Below are 17,547 nucleotides of genomic sequence, written 5' to 3'. Positions count from 1 at the left end.
ATGGCTACATTTAAATGGCAGACCATTCGTCGGGAATTGCACCAAATTCCTGAACTTGGCTTTCAGGAAGTAAAAACGCAGCGATATCTGCTCGACAAACTGCAAACCATCAAAACCGATCGGATGACGATTACAACGTGGAAAACCGGTATACTTGTCCATGTTGCAGGGGAAAATCCTGCTAAAACAATCGGATACCGCAGTGATATGGATGGATTGCCGATAACGGAAGAAACCGGGTATTCATTTGCGTCACAGCATTCCGGACAGATGCACGCATGCGGTCACGATTTTCACATGACCATTGCTTTGGGAGCGCTCGAGACAATCATTGAGAACCCACCGGATGATCACACGGTATTCCTTTTTCAGCCTGCTGAAGAAGGGCCGGGTGGTGCATGGCCTATGCTTCAGTCCGAACCATTTCAGGCATGGAAGCCGGATGTGGTGTTTGCTCTTCATATTGCTCCGGAGCTTCCGACTGGAACGGTCTCCAGCCGTCCAGGAATTCTGTTTGCCAATACGAGTGAATTGTTCCTTGATTTCACAGGCCAAGGAGGCCACGCCGCGTATCCACATCTGACAAAGGATATGGGGGTGGCGGCGAGCAGTTTCGTCGTGGAAATACAAGAAATTATTTCACGAAAACTGGACCCGTTGGAAAGTGCGGTGCTGACGATCGGAAAAATCGAAAGTGGTTCCGTTCAGAACGCCATTGCCGAAACTGCACGTTTGGAAGGAACAATCCGCACACTTGATCCAGCTTCTATCGGGATTATAAAACAAAAGCTGGAACAGTCTATCAAAGGGTTTGAGGTGGCTCATGACTGTTCGATTTCTGTTGATTACGGCGCAAACTATTATCAGGTAACGAATGAGCAATGGTTGACGGATTTGTTTGCTGACGTCTCCAGAGAATGTCATATAGCGCATCAAGAAGCAGCACCGGCGATGACAGGAGAAGACTTTGGCTATATGCTTAAGGAAATTCCTGGATTCATGTTCTGGCTTGGAGTGGATTCGCCCGCCGGCCTGCACAGTGCGCAGCTGCAGCCTGATGAAGCTGCGTTAGAGACAGGCATCCGTGCCGTTTCATCGATGATTCATGCTCTGTCCGGCCGGTAATGTGTCTGTATATGTATGCCGCAATCGTCAAAACTAGGTAATGACTATTTTCTGCCTGGAGGAGGTATACAAATGGCACGAATCGGAGTCGAAGAAACACTGACAGACGTTAAGGAAGCTTTGGCGGAAATGGGGCATCAGACAGTCGACTTAAAATCAGAAGACGATACGGGCAATTGTGACTGCTGTGTCATATCAGGACAGGATAAAGATGTGATGGGAATGTCCACAGCAAGCATAGCGGGCCCTGTCATTAATGCAGGCGGTCAGACTGCCCAGGATGTTTGTCAGCTCGTCAATGATCGGTTAACTACCAATCAATAGAGAAACGAAAAGCTTCGGTCGTTTGCTTTCCAGCATGACCGAAGCTTTTGTTATTTTTGCACAATCGTATGGTGCGGATATGGAATAGTGATCCCGTCATCGTCAAATGCTTCTTTCATCCGTTTCCGCAAGGCACGTTCACATTCCCACTGCAGACCATTTTCCGTCTGCCCGACAACACGCAAGACGACTTCCGATGCTCCCAAACTTTGCACACCAACCGCATTAGGGCCGTCTTTGAACCGTTCATCTTCCTGAAATTCCGCACATACCTTTTCCAATACAGCAATCGCCTCATCCATATTATCTTGATAGCTGATGCGCATATCAACCAATGCACGCATATTACCACGGGAATGATTTGCTACGCCTGTAATGAGTCGATTCGGTACGTAATTCAGGGTTCCGTCAAAACTGCGAATCTTTGTTGTGCGCAGTCCTATTTCTTCAATAATCCCATCATATCCGCCAGCGGTCGCATAATCGTCTATTTCAAGCTGGTGTTCCAGTAGGATGAAAAATCCGGTTACGATATCGCTGACAAGTCCCTGTGCACCGAAACCGATGGCCAGTCCAACAATGCCGGCTCCCGCGAGCAACGGACCGATAGGGATGCCAAGTGCTGCAAACAGCATAACGATGAATGAAAACACGGCGGCATAGGAAAACAAATTAACGAGTAATTTTTGAAGTGTTTTCACCCTAGTCGGTGACAGTTTTTGGTTTGCTCCCGCCTTTTGTATGGATTTTTCCACTATTTTTTTACCGAACGGAACGAATATAATGAATAAGATAATAAGCAGTGCGATTCGTAAGAGCATGCCAATGATAGCTGACAAATCGAATGATATTCCAAAAAACTCCATATGTATCCTCCTAATAGCAGTCTCCAATGCTGTAATGATATACCCTTTTTCACTTGTTGTAAACATGACATGGCCATCGGCAAGAATTTCTGGCTGATGGAACGTCTGGGATGAAAAAAGCGGATTACACTGAAGCGTTCGAAATTCTGGCAATTGGCTTGTCCGATGAAATCAACGATAGCCAAATGAAAAGGCACCCTTCCCGTCTTCATCGGGAGGGGGTCCTTTACAGCAGACTTTTTTCAATTTGTTTCATGTCGTATAAATAGCCTTGCTGGTGCATGAGATGATCGAATGTGCCTGTTTCAACGATTTCACCATGATCGATAACGATGATCTGATCCATCTTTTCCAGGTTTGTCAAGCGGTGGCTGACAATGACCATCGTGTCACCGGCAGCCTGTTCGAAAAGATGGTCATAAATGGCCTGTTCGGTCAACGCGTCCACTGATGACGCCGGTTCATCCAGGATCCACAGGCGCGATTCCTTCAGCATCGTACGGGCCAGAGCCAGCCGCTGCTTTTCTCCGCCCGATAAGTTATCGCCTTTTTCCTGGACAGGATCATCCAAACGGAAATAATCCAGATGGACTTTCGTCAGAACGGCCGTCATTTGGTCATCTGTCAGGTCATTCTTTGCTAGAAGAAGGTTATCCCTGACTGTTCCAAAGAAAAAGTGGTTGTCTTGCAGCATGACAGCTGCATGGTCCCAGATGGACGCCTTATCAAGCTGCTCGATAGGGATATTGTCCAGGGAAATCGTGCCTTTATTGGGCTGGTTCAACCCTAGCAGAAGCTGCAGAAGTGTCGATTTACCCGAGCCGCTGGGACCGGCAATGGCTGTTTTGGAACCAGCCGGCAATGTTATGTCGACGTTGTGTAATGTTGGCCGTTTTTCACCGGAGTAATGGAAAGACACACCTTCCAGCGCTGCAGTAATGGGGCGGGATTGTACCAGATAGGTGACCCCGGTGTGCTCACCGCAACGATTCGGCGTCTCTGCAGTTACAGCTGAAAGCCTGGATGAAGCCCGTTTCGAATCCTGCAGATGAAGCGGAAACGCAGCCATCGGCCCCGCATCCTCGAAGACTGTCAACGAAATCAGCACGAGCATGGCCAGCAGAATGCCGTCCAGCTGGCCATTCGTAATGAGAAGCGCTCCGAAGGCAAGGACGGTCCAGGTAATGGCTAGCGAAACAAGTGTATTAACCGATTCACTGTACAATTTGTTCAGGTTTTCCCGTTTTTGTTCGCTGATATAGCTGTCTGATGACTGGATGACGTTTGTTTTTGCTTCATGGACTTTCTGATGAATGGTTAAATCACGGAACCCTTGAAGAAACTCGGTTGTGCGTGCTGACAAATGGCTGCGGCGGTTTCGCACATCCTGGTCGATTCGTTCCTGGCGCCATAAAAATAAGGTTGGAATGACAGCCACGGTAAGCAATAAACCTGCTAATAAAATGATCGCGATCGTTATGGAGAAGAAAGACGTAAACAAAATGGTACTCAGAAAAACAGTCACCAGCACAATCGGCGGATAGAAAACACGAAGAAAGAAATGCTGCAGTGTTTCCACATCGCCTACAATTCGGGAGAGCAAATCACCGCTTCTATATTTTTGAAACAAGGCTGGTGTCAATGGCTCTAATTTTTGGAAAAAAGCAACCCGCAGATTACTCAAAATCGTGAACGTTGCCCGGTGTGAAAAATAACGTTCAGCATACCGGGCGATGGCTTTGGTTATTCCAAGCAGTTTCACCGCTGATGTCAGAATGATCAGCGTATAAAGAGGCGGTGTCAGCGCGGCTTTGGAAATCAGAAAGCCACTGGCGGCAAATAGGCCGACAGCCGTAATGCCAGCTATAAAGCCGAATAAAATGGAATAAATAATATCTTTTTTTTCGGTTGCCATTGCTTTCAGAATGATCGCCAAATCACGCATGATCGTTCCCTCCTTCGTGAGCTGTGACCATATCGTAATAGTCCGGGACGTTTTCCATAAGTTCAATATGCGTGCCTTCCGCTAAAAGCCGCCCATGTTTTAAAAATAGAATGGCATCTGCATCTTTGATGGTATAGAGGCGATGGGCTACGGTTATCACTGTCGCCTGCTGTGCCAATTGATTGATTGATGAATAGAGGATACGTTCGGTATAAAGGTCAAGCCCGGTTGTCGGCTCATCGAACAAGATGATCGCAGGCTGTTTCAGGAAGGCCCGGGCCAGTGCCAGCCGCTGCATTTCTCCACCTGAAAGCCCTCTTCCAGCTTCACCGACTGGTGTATCATAGCCGTTTTCAAGCTGACTGATGACCGTTTTAAGACCTGCCTGCTCAGCTGCGTGTTGAATGTCTGCACGCGTCGGCTTGCGGTTGCTGCCAATCGCTATATTGTCGGCGATGGTTCCTGCGAAAAGATACGGATGCTGGGATATATAACTGATTTGTTCGAACCATGCTGTCTCGGAATAGGAAGCTAATGGATGCCCGTTAATGATGATGGTGCCTTCCTTAATAGGGAGGAGGCCGGCAATCAGATGAAGCAAGGTCGACTTGCCTGACCCGCTGCGTCCGACAATAGCGATGTTTCCATATGGAGGAAAAGCGGTGTGGATGTCCTCCAGACTGAAATTCCCTTCGTCATAGTGATAGCCGGCGTGCTGTAGTTGAATCGACGGAGGCGCGTCACCACTAGCCAGTTCCATGTCTCCCCATTGCAAGGTTTGCGTTTCTGCGTCCAGTTCATTTAATACGTTTGTAGCCGCCCCTTTACTGGTCTGTCCGCTGTGAAAGGTGCTGCCGAGTTCTTTTAACGTCGTATAAAATTCCGGTGCCAGTATGAGGAGAAAGAAGGCTGTAAAAAATGATACCTGTTCGTAAATAATGAGCTGTATAGCCAGTTCGAGAGCGACAATGCCAATACTTAGCATGGAAATAAGCTCAAGCATGAATGACGAGGTGAACGCTATTTTTAATATTTCCATCGTGGCATCCCGGAAGCGAAGACTGCTCGTTTCCATGGCTTTTTCCTGCCTCCGGGATTGCCGGTATAATTTCAATGTCGTCAGTCCCTGCAATGCATCCAGAAATTGACCGGAAAAGGCAGATAATGTCTCCTGCTGCTCTTCGGATTTAGTTTTCGTCTGCATACCGATAATAATCATGAATATCGGAATGAACGGGGCAGTAATAATCATAATCAGCCCTGTGTTGACATGCTGCGAAAAAGCTGTCGCCAGAATGATGACAGGAATAATGGAAGCCTGGATCAGTTGTGGAATATAGTTACTGAAATAGCTGTCCATGTCATCAACAGCATCAAGCACTACACTCACTTTTCCGCCTGCTTGTCCCTGTGAAGCTTGAAGGACAGATTTTCCTGCAAACTTATCCAAGAGTGATTGTCGGTAATCGGCTTTCGCGTTTGCGGCCATCGCAATACCTGTCCGCCGTCCGATATATGTGGATGTCGTGCGAAGCAGAAAAACCCCCAGAAGTCCGGCCAGCATCCAAGTAACATGTGAAAAGACCTGCTTCTGGACGAAGATGCTCTCGACGATAGCTGCAAGGAAATAGGCTTGCAGTACAATCATAACGGCTGTCAGTACGGCCAGGATGCACAGGAAAAGAACCGTTTTTTTGTGACGGGACAGAATGGTTGCTCCGGACATATTGTTTCCTCCAATGCGTTATGATTGTTTGAGTGGTTATTTTTTTCCTTTAACATATGCGGCGTCAAACAGAAAGAGTTTGAACAGCAGAATCAGCGACGGTATCAATAACAAAAGGCCGCCGATGAATGCAGCAATCAGCGCAATGCCCATTGATGGATGAGTAGCCCCTTCATGAATCAATATATAGGGATCAAGCAAATACGGGTATTGCCCGACGCCATAACCAAAAAAGGCAAATAAAAACTGCAGCATGACACTGATGAATGCCAGGCCATAACGTTTTTGCTGGTAAAGAAGCCAAATAGCTATCAAAAAGAAACCAACCGACAGGCCGAATACCCACCAGAGATTGAGCATGTTCTCATAATGCCGTTCATTATGTTGACTTAAGACAATGAACGTTGTCAGAGCGGCAATGATGGTTGGCGTACTCCAGAACAGCGCAAATGTCCGAACGAGCTTTAAAGCCGGCCAATCTTGGGCGCGCGCAGCATAGAATGTTAAAAACGTTGCACTGATAAACAAAATGGAGACAATGGACAGGGCAACGATGCTCCATGATAACGGACTGGTGAACAGGTCCATATAGTTCAGCGAGACATTGCCATTCGCTTCTGTAATAAAGCCGCCTTCCGATATGGTCAGGGCCACCGATAAGGATGCTGGAATGAAAAGGCCGGATGCGCCGTAAAGGAATGTATAAAGTGTGCTTTGCTTGGACCCATAATTTTCAAACGCGTAAAATGAGCCACGGATGGCGAGCAGGATGATGGCGAAACTCGCCGGCACCAGCATGGCCGTTCCATAGTAATAGGCAGTATCCGGGAAGAAGCCGACGATTCCGACAAAGAAAAACACAAAAAACACGTTGGTCACTTCCCAGACAGGGGAGAGGTATCGTGCGATCAGTTGATTGATCACATGATCCTTTTTGGTAACCTTGGCATAAAAGGCAAAGAACCCGGCACCGAAATCAATCGATGCGACAATTAAATAGCCATAAAGAAATAACCATAAAACGCTGATACCAACCAGTTCATAACTCATTCGTCATCACCCTTTGTTATCGTTGGATAATGTTTTTCCAATTCGACTTCAGCAGGATTGTTGCGGAAAAGTTTACGCAATGTCACAACACATAATGTGCCGAGCACCACGTAAAGCACGAAGAAAAGAACAAACATATGCGGGACGTAGGACGATGATGTGACGGCTTCTTCCACCGTCATATACCCTCTGATAATCCATGGTTGACGCCCTTCCTCTGCATAAATCCAGCCGAATTCAATAGCTAATACCGCTAATGGGCCGCTGAGAAAAATCAATGATAGAAGTCCTTTATTGTGCTCATTCCATCGTTTCACCATGGCTAAAATGAAATACAATAAGGCGATGCCCGGTAATAAAAATCCGATGGTGACCATCAAATCAAACATGTAATGTATCCAAAGAGGGGGTTGTTTATCTGTCGGAACCTCTTCCAGACCGGTTACTTCCGCATTAAAATTACCGTGGGCCAGGAAACTCAGTAACCCTGGGATGCGCATTTCGCCGGTCGGTTCATTGTTTTCATTCAGCCATCCAAACAAAATCAGATCAGCGTTGTTTGATGTTTCAAAATGCCACTCGGCGGCAGCTAATTTTTCAGATTGATGATCGGCCAGAAATTTTGCTGACGTGTCTCCTGCTAAAGCTGTCACAAGGCCAAACAGGAATGTCATAGTCATCGTTAGCCGCAATGCTTTCTTATGATAATCTGTCGTTTTCCTTTTCAATATCATAAAGGCGGTGATCGCCGCCAAAATAGCTGCACACGTTAAGTAGGCAGAACTCAGAACATGAAATACCTTCGTTGGCGTTGCCGGATTCAGCATGGCTGCGAGCGGGTTGACCGCGGCAAACGTTCCATTCTCTGTTGTAAACCCTTCCGGTGTGTTCATAAAAGCGTTGACCGTGGTGATGAATACGGCTGAAAATCCACCGCCAATAATAATAGGGAGCGAGAAGGACCAATGGATATACGGATTGGTAAACCGATCCCACGTGTATAAATAGATTCCTAAAAATATCGCCTCAAAGAAAAATGCAAACACTTCCATAAACAGCGGCAAACTGATAACATTGCCGGCTACTTGCATAAAATTCGGCCATATGAGAGACAGCTGCAGTCCAATAGCGGTACCTGTGACGACACCGACGGCAACTGTAATGACAAATCCGCGGGTCCAACGTCTGGCAAGAAGTTGATAGTGCGGGTCGTTCTTTTTGATACCAATAAACTCAGCAATGGAAATCATCAGTGGAATGCCCACTCCAAGCGTGGCAAAAATAATATGAAATCCAAGCGTCATTGCGGTCAGCAAACGGCTCATCAGGACGGTGTCCAATTCCATTATCGTTCCTCCTTGTGACATTGATGGGTCAATTCAATTCCAGCAACCAAGTCGTTATTATAGTTTCTCTTATGTCAATAAGTATATACGATTGTGTCATACAGAAACGCGTCTGGCTATGACATTAAGATGAAAACTTTACGTCAAAAGGGTGACAACGCGTTTGGTCAACAACATATCATTTACGGACGCGGTATGATAGACTATAAGAAGCAAATAGAGTGACAGGGGGAGTCCGGATTGAAAAGGGACTATGCCGTAATCGGGCTTGGCCGCTTTGGCGGCAGTATTTGTCAAGAGCTGAATCAAGAAGGAATGCAGGTTTTGGCCATCGATAAAGATGAAGACAAAATAAATGAATTCAAAAATATAGCTTCGCATGCCGTTATGGCTGATTCAACAGATGAAGCAACGTTACGGGAATTGGGTATTAAAAATATTGACCATGTGATTGTAGCCATTGGAGACAATATTCAGGCGAGCATTTTGACAACCGTTGTTCTGACAGATTTGAACATAAAGAAAATTACCGTAAAAGCACAGAATGATTATCATGAAAAAATATTAAACCGTATTGGTGCTCATCAAGTTGTGCACCCGGAACGGGATATGGGAAAACGCATTGCCCGCAATATTATTTCAAATAATATTTTGGACTACTTAGAACTATCGGATGATCACAGCATTGTAGAGGTGAAAGTAGGGGAACGAATGCGTGGTAAGACGTTAGTGGACCTTGATATACGTGCGAATTACGGTTGTAACGTTGTCGCCATTAAACAGGAGAAAGACATTAATGTATCGCCGGCAGCAGATGATGTTCTTGAGGAAGGGGATATTCTCATTATTATTGGTTCAGATAAAGATATCTCCAGATTTGAAAAGAACCTGGTTATCGATTAAATGGTTGCCAACCGAAGCTGGTGAATCTGTAGTGTAAAAAAGAGGCTGGAACATAACTAAACAAATCACATCTAAACACGAATAATATAGTTAAGACGTAGTCACCGCTCCGGAAAAACACTACGCTTTCCGCGGGCGCTGATAAGCCTCCTCGTGCTTATCGCACTGCGGGGTCTTATCTAAGCTTTTCATCCCGCAGGAGTCTTCGTGTTTTTCCTGCGCTAAACGAAAAATCCGAACTTATTCATATTTTTTTCGAATCATAGTTCGGATTTTCATTTGACTAAACGTCTTTTGTCCCAGCCCCAATCTTTAATGTAAAAAGTGCCGTGGACACGATAAGTGTCCACGGCACTTTTTGATGAAATTGCATCAGGTTTCCGGGATAAGGGACGTTTTCCATTCCTTTTTGGTTATATTTCCATAATAATGGGCAACACCATCGGTCTCCGCTTTGTTTTTTCAAACAGAAACGGTGAAATCGTATCGGTTATTTCATTTTTAATCTCGGACCATTGACTCGTTCTGCGTTCCATAACTTTCTTCAAGTGTTTGGCCACCAACTTTTGCGCCTCATTGATCAAGTCTTCGGATTCACGCATATAAACGAAACCGCGCGAAATGATATCGGGTCCGGAAGCAATCTTGAATTCTTTCATATTGATGCTCACAACGACCATCACCAAGCCTTCTTCCGAGAGAATACGACGATCACGCAGAACGATGTTGCCTATGTCGCCGATTCCACTTCCATCAACATAAATGGAGCCGGATGGAATTTTGCCTGCAATCATCGCGTTATCTTTACCGAGGGCGAGAACGTCACCGTTATCCATGACAAAGGAATGATTCGGATCGATTCCACACGCCTCGCCCAGTTTTAGGTGTTCTTTCAACATGCGATATTCCCCATGAATCGGCATGAAATATTTTGGCTGCATCAATCGAAGCATCAGCTTTTGTTCATCTTGGCTGCCGTGGCCCGAAGTATGAATATTACTGAGCTTACCGTGGATGACGTCCGCACCGGCACGGTAAAGTTTATTGATTGTTCTGCTTACACTGACCGTATTGCCGGGGATTGGGGATGATGAGAACACCACCGTATCGCCAGGAATAATTTGAATTTGACGATGGGTGCCATTGGCAATACGGGACAGTGCCGCCATCGGTTCACCCTGAGAACCTGTGCACAGAATCGTTACTTTATGAGCTGGGAGACGGCTGATTTGATTGGCATCAATAAATGTGTCGTTCGGTGCCTGAATATAGCCTAACTCTTGTCCAATTCGGATGGATGATTCCATGCTCCGTCCAAACACAGCAATTTTACGATCATGTTTGACGGCCGCCTGCACGACTTGTTGCAGACGATAAATGTTAGAAGCAAATGTCGCAAATATTAAACGCCCATCAACTCTGCTGAAAATATCATTAATATTATCGCCCACGACTTGTTCGGACATCGTGAAACCTGGCACTTCACTATTCGTGCTATCGGAGAGCAGGCATAGAACCCCTTCCTGACCCAGCTCGGCCATTTTTGCAAGGTTTGCGGGCTGGCCAACAGGTGTGAAGTCAAACTTAAAGTCACCGGTTTGAACAATATTTCCAGGCGGCGTTTTGACAACGATACCGAATGAATCGGGTATGCTATGGGTTGTACGGAAAAAAGAAACAGACGTTTTACGAAATTTAATAACAGTATCTTCTTCAATAGTATACAATTGTGTACTGCGCAACAAGCCATGTTCCTCCAGTTTGTTGCGGATTAATCCGATCGCAAGTTTGCCGGCATAAATAGGCACATTAATGTCACGTAAGAGGTACGGAATGCCTCCGATATGATCCTCATGTCCGTGGGTGATGAATAATCCTTTAACTTTATCCTGGTTTTGCACAAGATAGGTGTAATCGGGAATCACATAATCGATCCCTAGCAATTCGTCTTCTGGGAATTTAATCCCGGCATCCACTAAGACGATTTCATCCTGAAATTGAATGCCATATGTGTTCTTTCCGATTTCACCAAGTCCGCCCAGTGCAAATACCGCTGTCTGATCATTTTTTACAAATTTCATCAGCTAGACGGACTCCACTGTAAATTGACTGGATTGTTTTTCATAATTCAAATGTGCATCACTAAGCGGCTGGATATATTCAATATTGATATCATAGTTGCGATCATACAATTTATTACGGACTTCTTGTTCGGACTCGGCCTCGACATACAAGCTTTGCGTTCGTTCGCGCACTGGTATCTCATCGGGCAAGCCCTGATAAAATACTTTGTAAATCATGGTTATCTCTCCTCTGTCGATTCGCTTGTTAAACAAATAGTTTTTTCGTCGTCTGTTTCCTTGTCGATGGAATGGAATCTTCATCCATACATGTCAACGTTCATTTTATTAGTTGTTCAGCTGTGTAACGGTTTCCGGTTGTTCAGTATAACCCAGTTCTACCTCTTTTACACAGTCATATTCATCCGGTTCGATGTTTCGTCTCTGGGCGATTTTGCTCATACATGTGCCGCCTCATTTATTCAGGGGAATCATTGTTAAAGGTGGTTGGTACACGTCCTCTTCCCAGAAAATCTTTCCAGCGTTTTTTTAGCTTTTCCCGTAAGCGTTTCAACATGTGATACGCATCTCCTTTCTATTGTGTAAGAAAAGCGATAAAAACGTACTGCCGATCCAATCCCTCTTATTTCCTAGTATAATACGGTTTTTGTATTTTTGAAATGAAAATACTATATTTGATTGAAAAAAGCTTGTTTTCCGGCGTTGATATGTCGTTAGTGTTTGCTAACAACTGGGATTTTATGCATTCAACAAACCAACCATCAATCGATTGCCTTCGCTTGGTCTGGTACGGAAAAAGGATCTTCCGGATGAATATAGTCGTAAAACATGATGCCGTCGAGATGATCAATTTCATGCTGAACAACAATGGCAGCGAAGTTACGCAGACGCAGCTTGTATTCGTTTCCTTCCATATCACTGGCTTTGACTGTTATTCGGGCATAACGGGGTACATAGCCTTCCACATCCCGGTCAACCGATAGACAGCCTTCTCCGGAAGATAAATAGGCCTTTTCGACAGAGTGACTAACGATTCTTGGATTGACAAGTTGATAACTATGTATCACGCCTTTGAAATCTTCAAAATGGACAGCGCACAACCGTTTACTGACACCCAGCTGTGGTGCGGCAAGCCCGACACCCGCCCGTAATTGATATTTGTCAGCCAACTCTTCGTCCTGACTGTTTTGTATGAATGTAAGCATATCTTTTAATAATTGCTGATCCTCTTCAGAAGGGGGAACGGTCACTTCTTGCGTTTGTTTGCGCAAAGCCGGATGTCCCTCCCGCACAATATCGTCCATTGTTATCATGCTGAACACTCCTTATCGTCGATAGCTATTACATGCTGTGTAAGCTGGAACCCTGAAATGATGGGCAAAACAACTTGCGACACACGTGAATAACTTCATTTTAACATAAACTATTTTTCCGTATCATAAAAATGCTGAAGATCATCTATTTTAATTGTTAGTGATCGAAAAAAAGATTTGCTATCATATATTGTATGTTATACTTAAAAAACGTTGTATTAGGGGAGAAGGAGGATCTATTAGCGTGGTATTAAAAAAGGTATTATTCATTAGTCCTATTATTATGATGGTATTATTAACTGCCTGCAGCAACACACCTCCAGCGGAAAAAATTTATAACCATCTGGAAAAAGCGGTGAAGCTGGAAGAAACATTTGAAAAACAACAGGACCCCATTATGGAATTAGAACAAGAGGAACAAGAGATTTATAAGAAGGTTATCGAATTAAATATGGATGATATGGATAAAATCAAAAAATTATCCAAAAAAGCCATTACAAACATTGAAAAACGCGAGAAAAAAATAAAGAAAGAAAACGAAAGCATGCAATCGTCCAAAGAGGAATTTATGAAAATAGAGGACATTCTCAACGATCTTGAGGATGAATCTGTGAGCAACAAGGCCGATAATATGTTTAACGTCATGTCCGATCGTTATGATGCATACGAAAAGCTGCATGATGCTTATTCGGATTCATTATCCAAGGAAAAAGAATTGTATACAATGCTGCAGGATAAAGATTTGAAACAGGACGCATTATCCGACCATATTGAGGATCTGAACAACAGCTATCAGGCGGTTATTGAAGCGAACGAAACATTCAATAATCTGACGAATGAGTATAACAAACTTAAAAAGGAATTCTATGACGCTGCTGAGATTGACGTTCAATATGACAATGAAAATAAGAACAATGAAGAGAAAAAAGATAAAGACGATAAAAATAAAAAGAATAAAGACAACAAGGATAATGAAAACAAAGAAAACAATCCGAAATCGGAAAACGATAAATAGAACGAATGGCATACAAAAAGAACCGGGCGTTGTCCGGTTCTTTTTGTATGCAGGAGGATGGGTCGTAAGCAGAGATCCGACTGACGGATTATTTTGATTTTTCGAATGTTTAAGGTTGTTGTCAACCAAAAGTGATACAGTTTCCAGCATTTATTATAACAGTTTTGTTAAAATGGTACAGTAATGAACGAAAGCGGTATCATTCAGGAAAAAAACAATGATAAATAAATCAAAGTAATTGACCAACAGATTCAAAATGCGCTAAACTCTAACATGGAACACATATTGTACTAATTACTTTTGCCTTTCTAATGTAACAGTTGAGGTCATGTTGACGTTGTTGGTTGATGGCGATGACGCATGATGTCGAGACATACATAAAGGCAAACAAGTGCACTTTTTTTCATGTTTCGGGAAAGCTGGAAAAGAATAAAATAACAGAGGATTAGAAAGGAAGAGGTGAACGATTTGAAACAAGTACTGGAAAGTATTGAAAATCAATTTGAAATGTTTCAGGTTCTTGATGAAAATGGTGAGATCGTGAACAAAGACTATGAACCAGATCTCTCGGATGATGATTTAAAAGAACTTATGCGCAGAATGGTTTATACACGGGTTCTTGATCAGCGTTCCATTGCACTGAACCGCCAGGGGCGTTTAGGATTTTATGCACCGACTGCAGGGCAGGAGGCATCTCAGCTTGCCAGCCATTACGCTCTTGAGCAGGACGATTTTCTGTTGCCGGCATATCGTGATGTTCCTCAGCTTATTTGGCACGGTTTGCCACTGTATCAAGCATTTTTATTTTCAAGAGGGCATTTCCATGGCAATCAGTTTCCGGAAGGTGTTAATGGTCTAAGCCCACAAATTATTATCGGTGCGCAGATCACACAAGCTGCAGGCGTTGCCCTGGGGATGAAAAAACGCGGCAAACAAAGCGTTGCCGTAACCTATACAGGCGATGGAGGGACGTCTCAGGGTGACTTCTATGAAGGTGTCAACTTTGCGGGCGCGTATAATGCTCCGGCGCTTTTCTTTGTCCAAAATAACCAGTTTGCTATTTCGGTTCCGGTGGAAAAGCAGACAAATACAGAAACGTTAGCGCAAAAAGCGGTTGCTGCCGGTGTGGAAGGATTGCAGGTTGATGGCATGGATCCACTGGCTGTTTATGCTGCCACAAAGAAATCCCGCGAACGGGCACTTAATGGGGAAGGTCCAACAGTGATAGAAACGCTGACATACCGTTACGGGCCGCATACCATGGCCGGTGATGATCCGACACGCTATCGTACCGATGATCTTGATAACGAATGGGAAAAACGTGATCCGCTCATTCGCTTCCGCAAATACCTTGGGGCCAAAAACTTATGGTCGGAAGAAGATGAAAATAACGTGATCGATGAGGCGAAAGAAGAAATTAAAGCAGCTATCAAGAAGGCTGATGACTATCCAAAACAAAAAGTAACCGACCTGATCGATATCATGCATGAAAAGCTTCCATCCAACCTGCAGGAGCAAATGGAAGAATACAGGGAAAAGGAGTCGAAGTAAGATGGCGCAAAAAACAATGATTCAGGCAATTACGGATGCAATGCATCATGAACTGAAGAATGATGACAATGTACTTGTGTTCGGTGAAGACGTCGGCCAAAATGGCGGTGTGTTCCGTGCAACAGAAGGATTACAGGATGAGTTTGGGGAAGAACGTGTATTTGATACACCGCTTGCTGAGTCCGGGATTGGCGGTCTTTCTTTGGGTTTGGCGCTGCAAGGCTTCCGACCTGTTCCGGAAATACAGTTTATCGGTTTCACGTACGAAGCCATGGATGCCATTAATGGCCAGATAGCACGTATGCGTTATCGTTCGGGCGACACCAAACCGGCGCCAATAACGATACGTACGCCGTTCGGAGGCGGTGTGCATACACCCGAATTGCATGCTGATTCTCTTGAAGGCCTAATTACCCAACAACCAGGAATTAGAGTAGTGGTTCCGACATCACCTTACGATGCCAAAGGGTTGCTTATCGCCTCCATCCGGAACAACGACCCGGTATTCTTTATGGAGCATATGAAATTATACCGCTCCTTCCGAGGGGAAGTACCGGATGAGGAATATACGGTCGAATTGGATAAAGCTGATATTAAACGCGACGGTAAAGATGTCACTCTTATCGGCTATGGTGCGATGGTGCATACAGCATTAAAAGCTGCCGATGAATTGGAACAGGATAATATCGATGCAGAAGTTATTGACCTGCGTACGATTTCTCCGATTGATACCGAAACCATTGTCGAATCCGTGAAAAAAACCAACCGGGTTGTCATGATTCAGGAGGCACAGCGCCAGGCAGGAGTCGCCGCAGATGTTATATCTGAAATTCAGGAACGTGCTATTCTGCATCTAGAAGCACCAATCATGCGAGTGACGTCACCGGATACCGTGTATCCATTCTCACAAGCTGAAGAGGTGTGGCTTCCGAACCATAAGGATGTCATCAATAAAGTAAATGAGGTTATTAACTTTTAATGAATGATTGGAGGATGTTGTTATAATGGCATATAACTTTAAACTCCCTGACATCGGGGAAGGTATACATGAAGGTGAAATTGCCAAATGGTTCGTCAAAGAAGGCGATGAAATACAGGAAGACGATGTGCTGTGTGAGGTGCAGAACGATAAATCCGTTGTCGAGATTCCATCACCGGTTGAAGGCACGGTAAAAAAAGTTCATGTGGATGAAGGAGAAGTAGCGGTTGTTGGTAACACACTGATCACTTTTGACGCGGAAGGCTACGAATCCGATGAAGATGAAGGCGAGACGGCTGAACAGGACACATCAGCAGAACAGAAGACTGCTGAGGCGGATGAAGAAGCTGAAACGGACACGTCCGCTGACGATAAAACAACGGATTCCGGACAAACCGATGATGACAGCGGGCGCGTTATTGCCATGCCGTCTGTTCGCAAATACGCACGTGATAATGATGTAACCATTCAAGACGTGCAAGGATCCGGGAAAAATGGCCGTGTTTTGAAGGAAGACATCGATCAGTACTTAAGCGGTGAACAAACAACAGAAGAACCAGTTGAAGCAAAAGACACATCCAAACAAGCGGATGTAACTACCGACATTCCACAAGGAACCTATCCAGAAACCCGTGAAAAAATGTCTGGCATCCGTAGATCCATTGCTAAGGCTATGGTCGATTCTAAGACAAAAGCACCACACGTTACACTTATGGATGAGGTTGATGTCACAGAGCTTGTTGCACACCGTAAGAAATTTAAATCGGTAGCTGCTGAGAAGGATATTAAATTGACTTATTTGCCTTATGTTGTTAAAGCACTTATTTCTGCATCCAAGCAATATCCTATTTTAAATGCTTCTGTTGATGATGAAACTGATGAAATTATTCATAAGCATTATTACAATGTTGGCATTGCAGCCGATACGGATAAAGGACTGCTCGTGCCGGTTGTTAAAGATGCTGACCGCAAATCGATTTTTGCTGTTTCACAGGAAGTAAATGAATTGGCAGAAAAAGCCCGCAGTGGTAAACTGGCACCCGAAGAGATGAAAGGGGCATCGAACACGATTACCAACATTGGTTCTGCTGGCGGACAATGGTTTACACCGGTTCTCAATTATCCGGAAGCGGCTATTCTTGGCATTGGCCGTATTCAAGACAAGCCAATCGTACGGGAAGGTGACATTGTTGCAGCCCCTGTTTTAGCCATATCGCTGAGTTTTGATCATCGTATTGTTGATGGGGCAACGGCACAGCTGGCCATGAATCAGGTAAAACGTTTATTGAATGATCCACAATTAATAATGATGGAGGCGTGAAC

The 17,547-nt window shown here is 44.6% G+C and carries 15 protein-coding genes; 7 read left to right on the top strand and 8 right to left on the bottom strand.

Going from position 1 to position 17,547, the window contains the following annotated elements; translation table 11 throughout:
• Entirely contained in the window at positions 1–1,125 is a 1,125-nt protein-coding gene (locus ACZ5Q7_RS12720) for an N-acetyldiaminopimelate deacetylase (protein ID WP_343753670.1), read from the top strand.
• Between the two features lie 72 nt (positions 1,126–1,197).
• The gene (locus ACZ5Q7_RS12715) at positions 1,198–1,449 is read left to right on the top strand and encodes a YkuS family protein (protein WP_343753668.1); all 252 of its coding nucleotides are present in this window, start codon (positions 1,198–1,200) and stop codon (positions 1,447–1,449) included.
• Between the two features lie 50 nt (positions 1,450–1,499).
• Here the strand turns inward: ACZ5Q7_RS12715 and ACZ5Q7_RS12710 are convergent, their stop codons facing one another.
• From ACZ5Q7_RS12710 to ACZ5Q7_RS12690, 5 genes are all read right to left on the bottom strand, one after another.
• Complete coding sequence (locus ACZ5Q7_RS12710; protein WP_343753666.1) at positions 1,500–2,315, bottom strand: mechanosensitive ion channel family protein; 816 nt, start codon at positions 2,313–2,315, stop codon at positions 1,500–1,502.
• A gap of 226 nt (positions 2,316–2,541) precedes the next feature.
• Positions 2,542–4,260 carry a thiol reductant ABC exporter subunit CydC gene (cydC, locus tag ACZ5Q7_RS12705; protein ID WP_343753664.1) on the bottom strand — a complete coding sequence of 573 codons (1,719 nt, stop codon included), beginning with the start codon at positions 4,258–4,260 and terminating at the stop codon, positions 2,542–2,544.
• Positions 4,253–5,986, bottom strand: coding sequence for a thiol reductant ABC exporter subunit CydD (cydD, locus tag ACZ5Q7_RS12700; protein ID WP_343753662.1), 1,734 nt, complete (start codon positions 5,984–5,986; stop codon positions 4,253–4,255). Before cydD ends, cydC begins: the two co-directional genes overlap by 8 nt.
• 36 nt (positions 5,987–6,022) lie before the next feature.
• Positions 6,023–7,036, bottom strand: coding sequence for a cytochrome d ubiquinol oxidase subunit II (locus ACZ5Q7_RS12695; RefSeq protein ID WP_343753660.1), 1,014 nt, complete (start codon positions 7,034–7,036; stop codon positions 6,023–6,025).
• Positions 7,033–8,382 (bottom strand): cytochrome ubiquinol oxidase subunit I, encoded by a 1,350-nt coding sequence (locus tag ACZ5Q7_RS12690; protein WP_343753658.1) that lies wholly within the window; start codon positions 8,380–8,382, stop codon positions 7,033–7,035. The genes ACZ5Q7_RS12695 and ACZ5Q7_RS12690 overlap by 4 nt, the downstream gene beginning before the upstream one ends.
• Positions 8,383–8,622: 240 nt before the next feature.
• Here ACZ5Q7_RS12690 and ACZ5Q7_RS12685 point away from each other — a divergent pair, with 240 nt between their 5' ends.
• Entirely contained in the window at positions 8,623–9,285 is a 663-nt protein-coding gene (locus tag ACZ5Q7_RS12685; RefSeq protein WP_343753656.1) for a potassium channel family protein, read from the top strand.
• Between the two features lie 413 nt (positions 9,286–9,698).
• On the opposite strand, the gene rnjA is transcribed toward ACZ5Q7_RS12685, so the two are convergent.
• The 3 genes from rnjA to def all read right to left on the bottom strand — a co-directional run bounded on the left by rnjA (position 9,699) and on the right by def (position 12,679).
• Positions 9,699–11,366, bottom strand: a complete 1,668-nt coding sequence (rnjA, locus tag ACZ5Q7_RS12680) for a ribonuclease J1 (protein ID WP_343753654.1) — start codon at positions 11,364–11,366, stop codon at positions 9,699–9,701.
• Positions 11,367–11,369: 3 nt separating this feature from the next.
• Positions 11,370–11,585 carry a DNA-dependent RNA polymerase subunit epsilon gene (locus ACZ5Q7_RS12675; RefSeq protein WP_343753652.1) on the bottom strand — a complete coding sequence of 72 codons (216 nt, stop codon included), beginning with the start codon at positions 11,583–11,585 and terminating at the stop codon, positions 11,370–11,372.
• Between the two features lie 542 nt (positions 11,586–12,127).
• Entirely contained in the window at positions 12,128–12,679 is a 552-nt protein-coding gene (gene def, locus ACZ5Q7_RS12670) for a peptide deformylase (protein WP_343753650.1), read from the bottom strand.
• Between the two features lie 244 nt (positions 12,680–12,923).
• Between def and ACZ5Q7_RS12665 the strand changes: the two genes are divergently transcribed.
• The 4 genes from ACZ5Q7_RS12665 (at position 12,924) to ACZ5Q7_RS12650 (ending at position 17,545) form a co-directional block, all read left to right on the top strand.
• On the top strand, positions 12,924–13,694 hold the full coding sequence (locus ACZ5Q7_RS12665) for a YkyA family protein (RefSeq protein WP_343753648.1): 771 nt from the start codon (positions 12,924–12,926) through the stop codon (positions 13,692–13,694).
• 468 nt (positions 13,695–14,162) lie between these two features.
• Positions 14,163–15,245, top strand: a complete 1,083-nt coding sequence (gene pdhA, locus ACZ5Q7_RS12660; protein ID WP_343753646.1) for a pyruvate dehydrogenase (acetyl-transferring) E1 component subunit alpha — start codon at positions 14,163–14,165, stop codon at positions 15,243–15,245.
• A 1-nt stretch (position 15,246) separates the two neighbouring features.
• On the top strand, positions 15,247–16,224 hold the full coding sequence (locus ACZ5Q7_RS12655) for an alpha-ketoacid dehydrogenase subunit beta (RefSeq protein ID WP_343753644.1): 978 nt from the start codon (positions 15,247–15,249) through the stop codon (positions 16,222–16,224).
• Between the two features lie 25 nt (positions 16,225–16,249).
• Complete coding sequence (locus ACZ5Q7_RS12650) at positions 16,250–17,545, top strand: dihydrolipoamide acetyltransferase family protein (RefSeq protein WP_343753642.1); 1,296 nt, start codon at positions 16,250–16,252, stop codon at positions 17,543–17,545.
• The last annotated feature ends 2 nt before the right edge of the window (positions 17,546–17,547 follow it).

Source organism: Lentibacillus halophilus, assembly GCF_055395055.1.
The sequence above is the reverse complement of the archived record's forward strand: the minus strand, read 5'-3'. Positions and strand labels throughout refer to the sequence as shown.

Excerpts from the sequence above, each read along its gene's own strand:
- ACZ5Q7_RS12720 (WP_343753670.1), top strand. The coding sequence starts at position 1 with ATGGCTACATTTAAATGGCAGACCATTCGTCGGGAATTGCACCAAATT.
- ACZ5Q7_RS12715 (WP_343753668.1), top strand. The coding sequence starts at position 1,198 with ATGGCACGAATCGGAGTCGAAGAAACACTGACAGACGTTAAGGAAGCT.
- ACZ5Q7_RS12710 (WP_343753666.1), bottom strand. The coding sequence starts at position 2,315 with ATGGAGTTTTTTGGAATATCATTCGATTTGTCAGCTATCATTGGCATG.
- cydC (WP_343753664.1), bottom strand. The coding sequence starts at position 4,260 with ATGCGTGATTTGGCGATCATTCTGAAAGCAATGGCAACCGAAAAAAAA.
- cydD (WP_343753662.1), bottom strand. The coding sequence starts at position 5,986 with ATGTCCGGAGCAACCATTCTGTCCCGTCACAAAAAAACGGTTCTTTTC.
- ACZ5Q7_RS12695 (WP_343753660.1), bottom strand. The coding sequence starts at position 7,036 with ATGAGTTATGAACTGGTTGGTATCAGCGTTTTATGGTTATTTCTTTAT.
- ACZ5Q7_RS12690 (WP_343753658.1), bottom strand. The coding sequence starts at position 8,382 with ATGGAATTGGACACCGTCCTGATGAGCCGTTTGCTGACCGCAATGACG.
- rnjA (WP_343753654.1), bottom strand. The coding sequence starts at position 11,366 with ATGAAATTTGTAAAAAATGATCAGACAGCGGTATTTGCACTGGGCGGA.
- ACZ5Q7_RS12675 (WP_343753652.1), bottom strand. The coding sequence starts at position 11,585 with ATGATTTACAAAGTATTTTATCAGGGCTTGCCCGATGAGATACCAGTG.
- def (WP_343753650.1), bottom strand. The coding sequence starts at position 12,679 with ATGATAACAATGGACGATATTGTGCGGGAGGGACATCCGGCTTTGCGC.
- ACZ5Q7_RS12655 (WP_343753644.1), top strand. The coding sequence starts at position 15,247 with ATGGCGCAAAAAACAATGATTCAGGCAATTACGGATGCAATGCATCAT.
- ACZ5Q7_RS12650 (WP_343753642.1), top strand. The coding sequence starts at position 16,250 with ATGGCATATAACTTTAAACTCCCTGACATCGGGGAAGGTATACATGAA.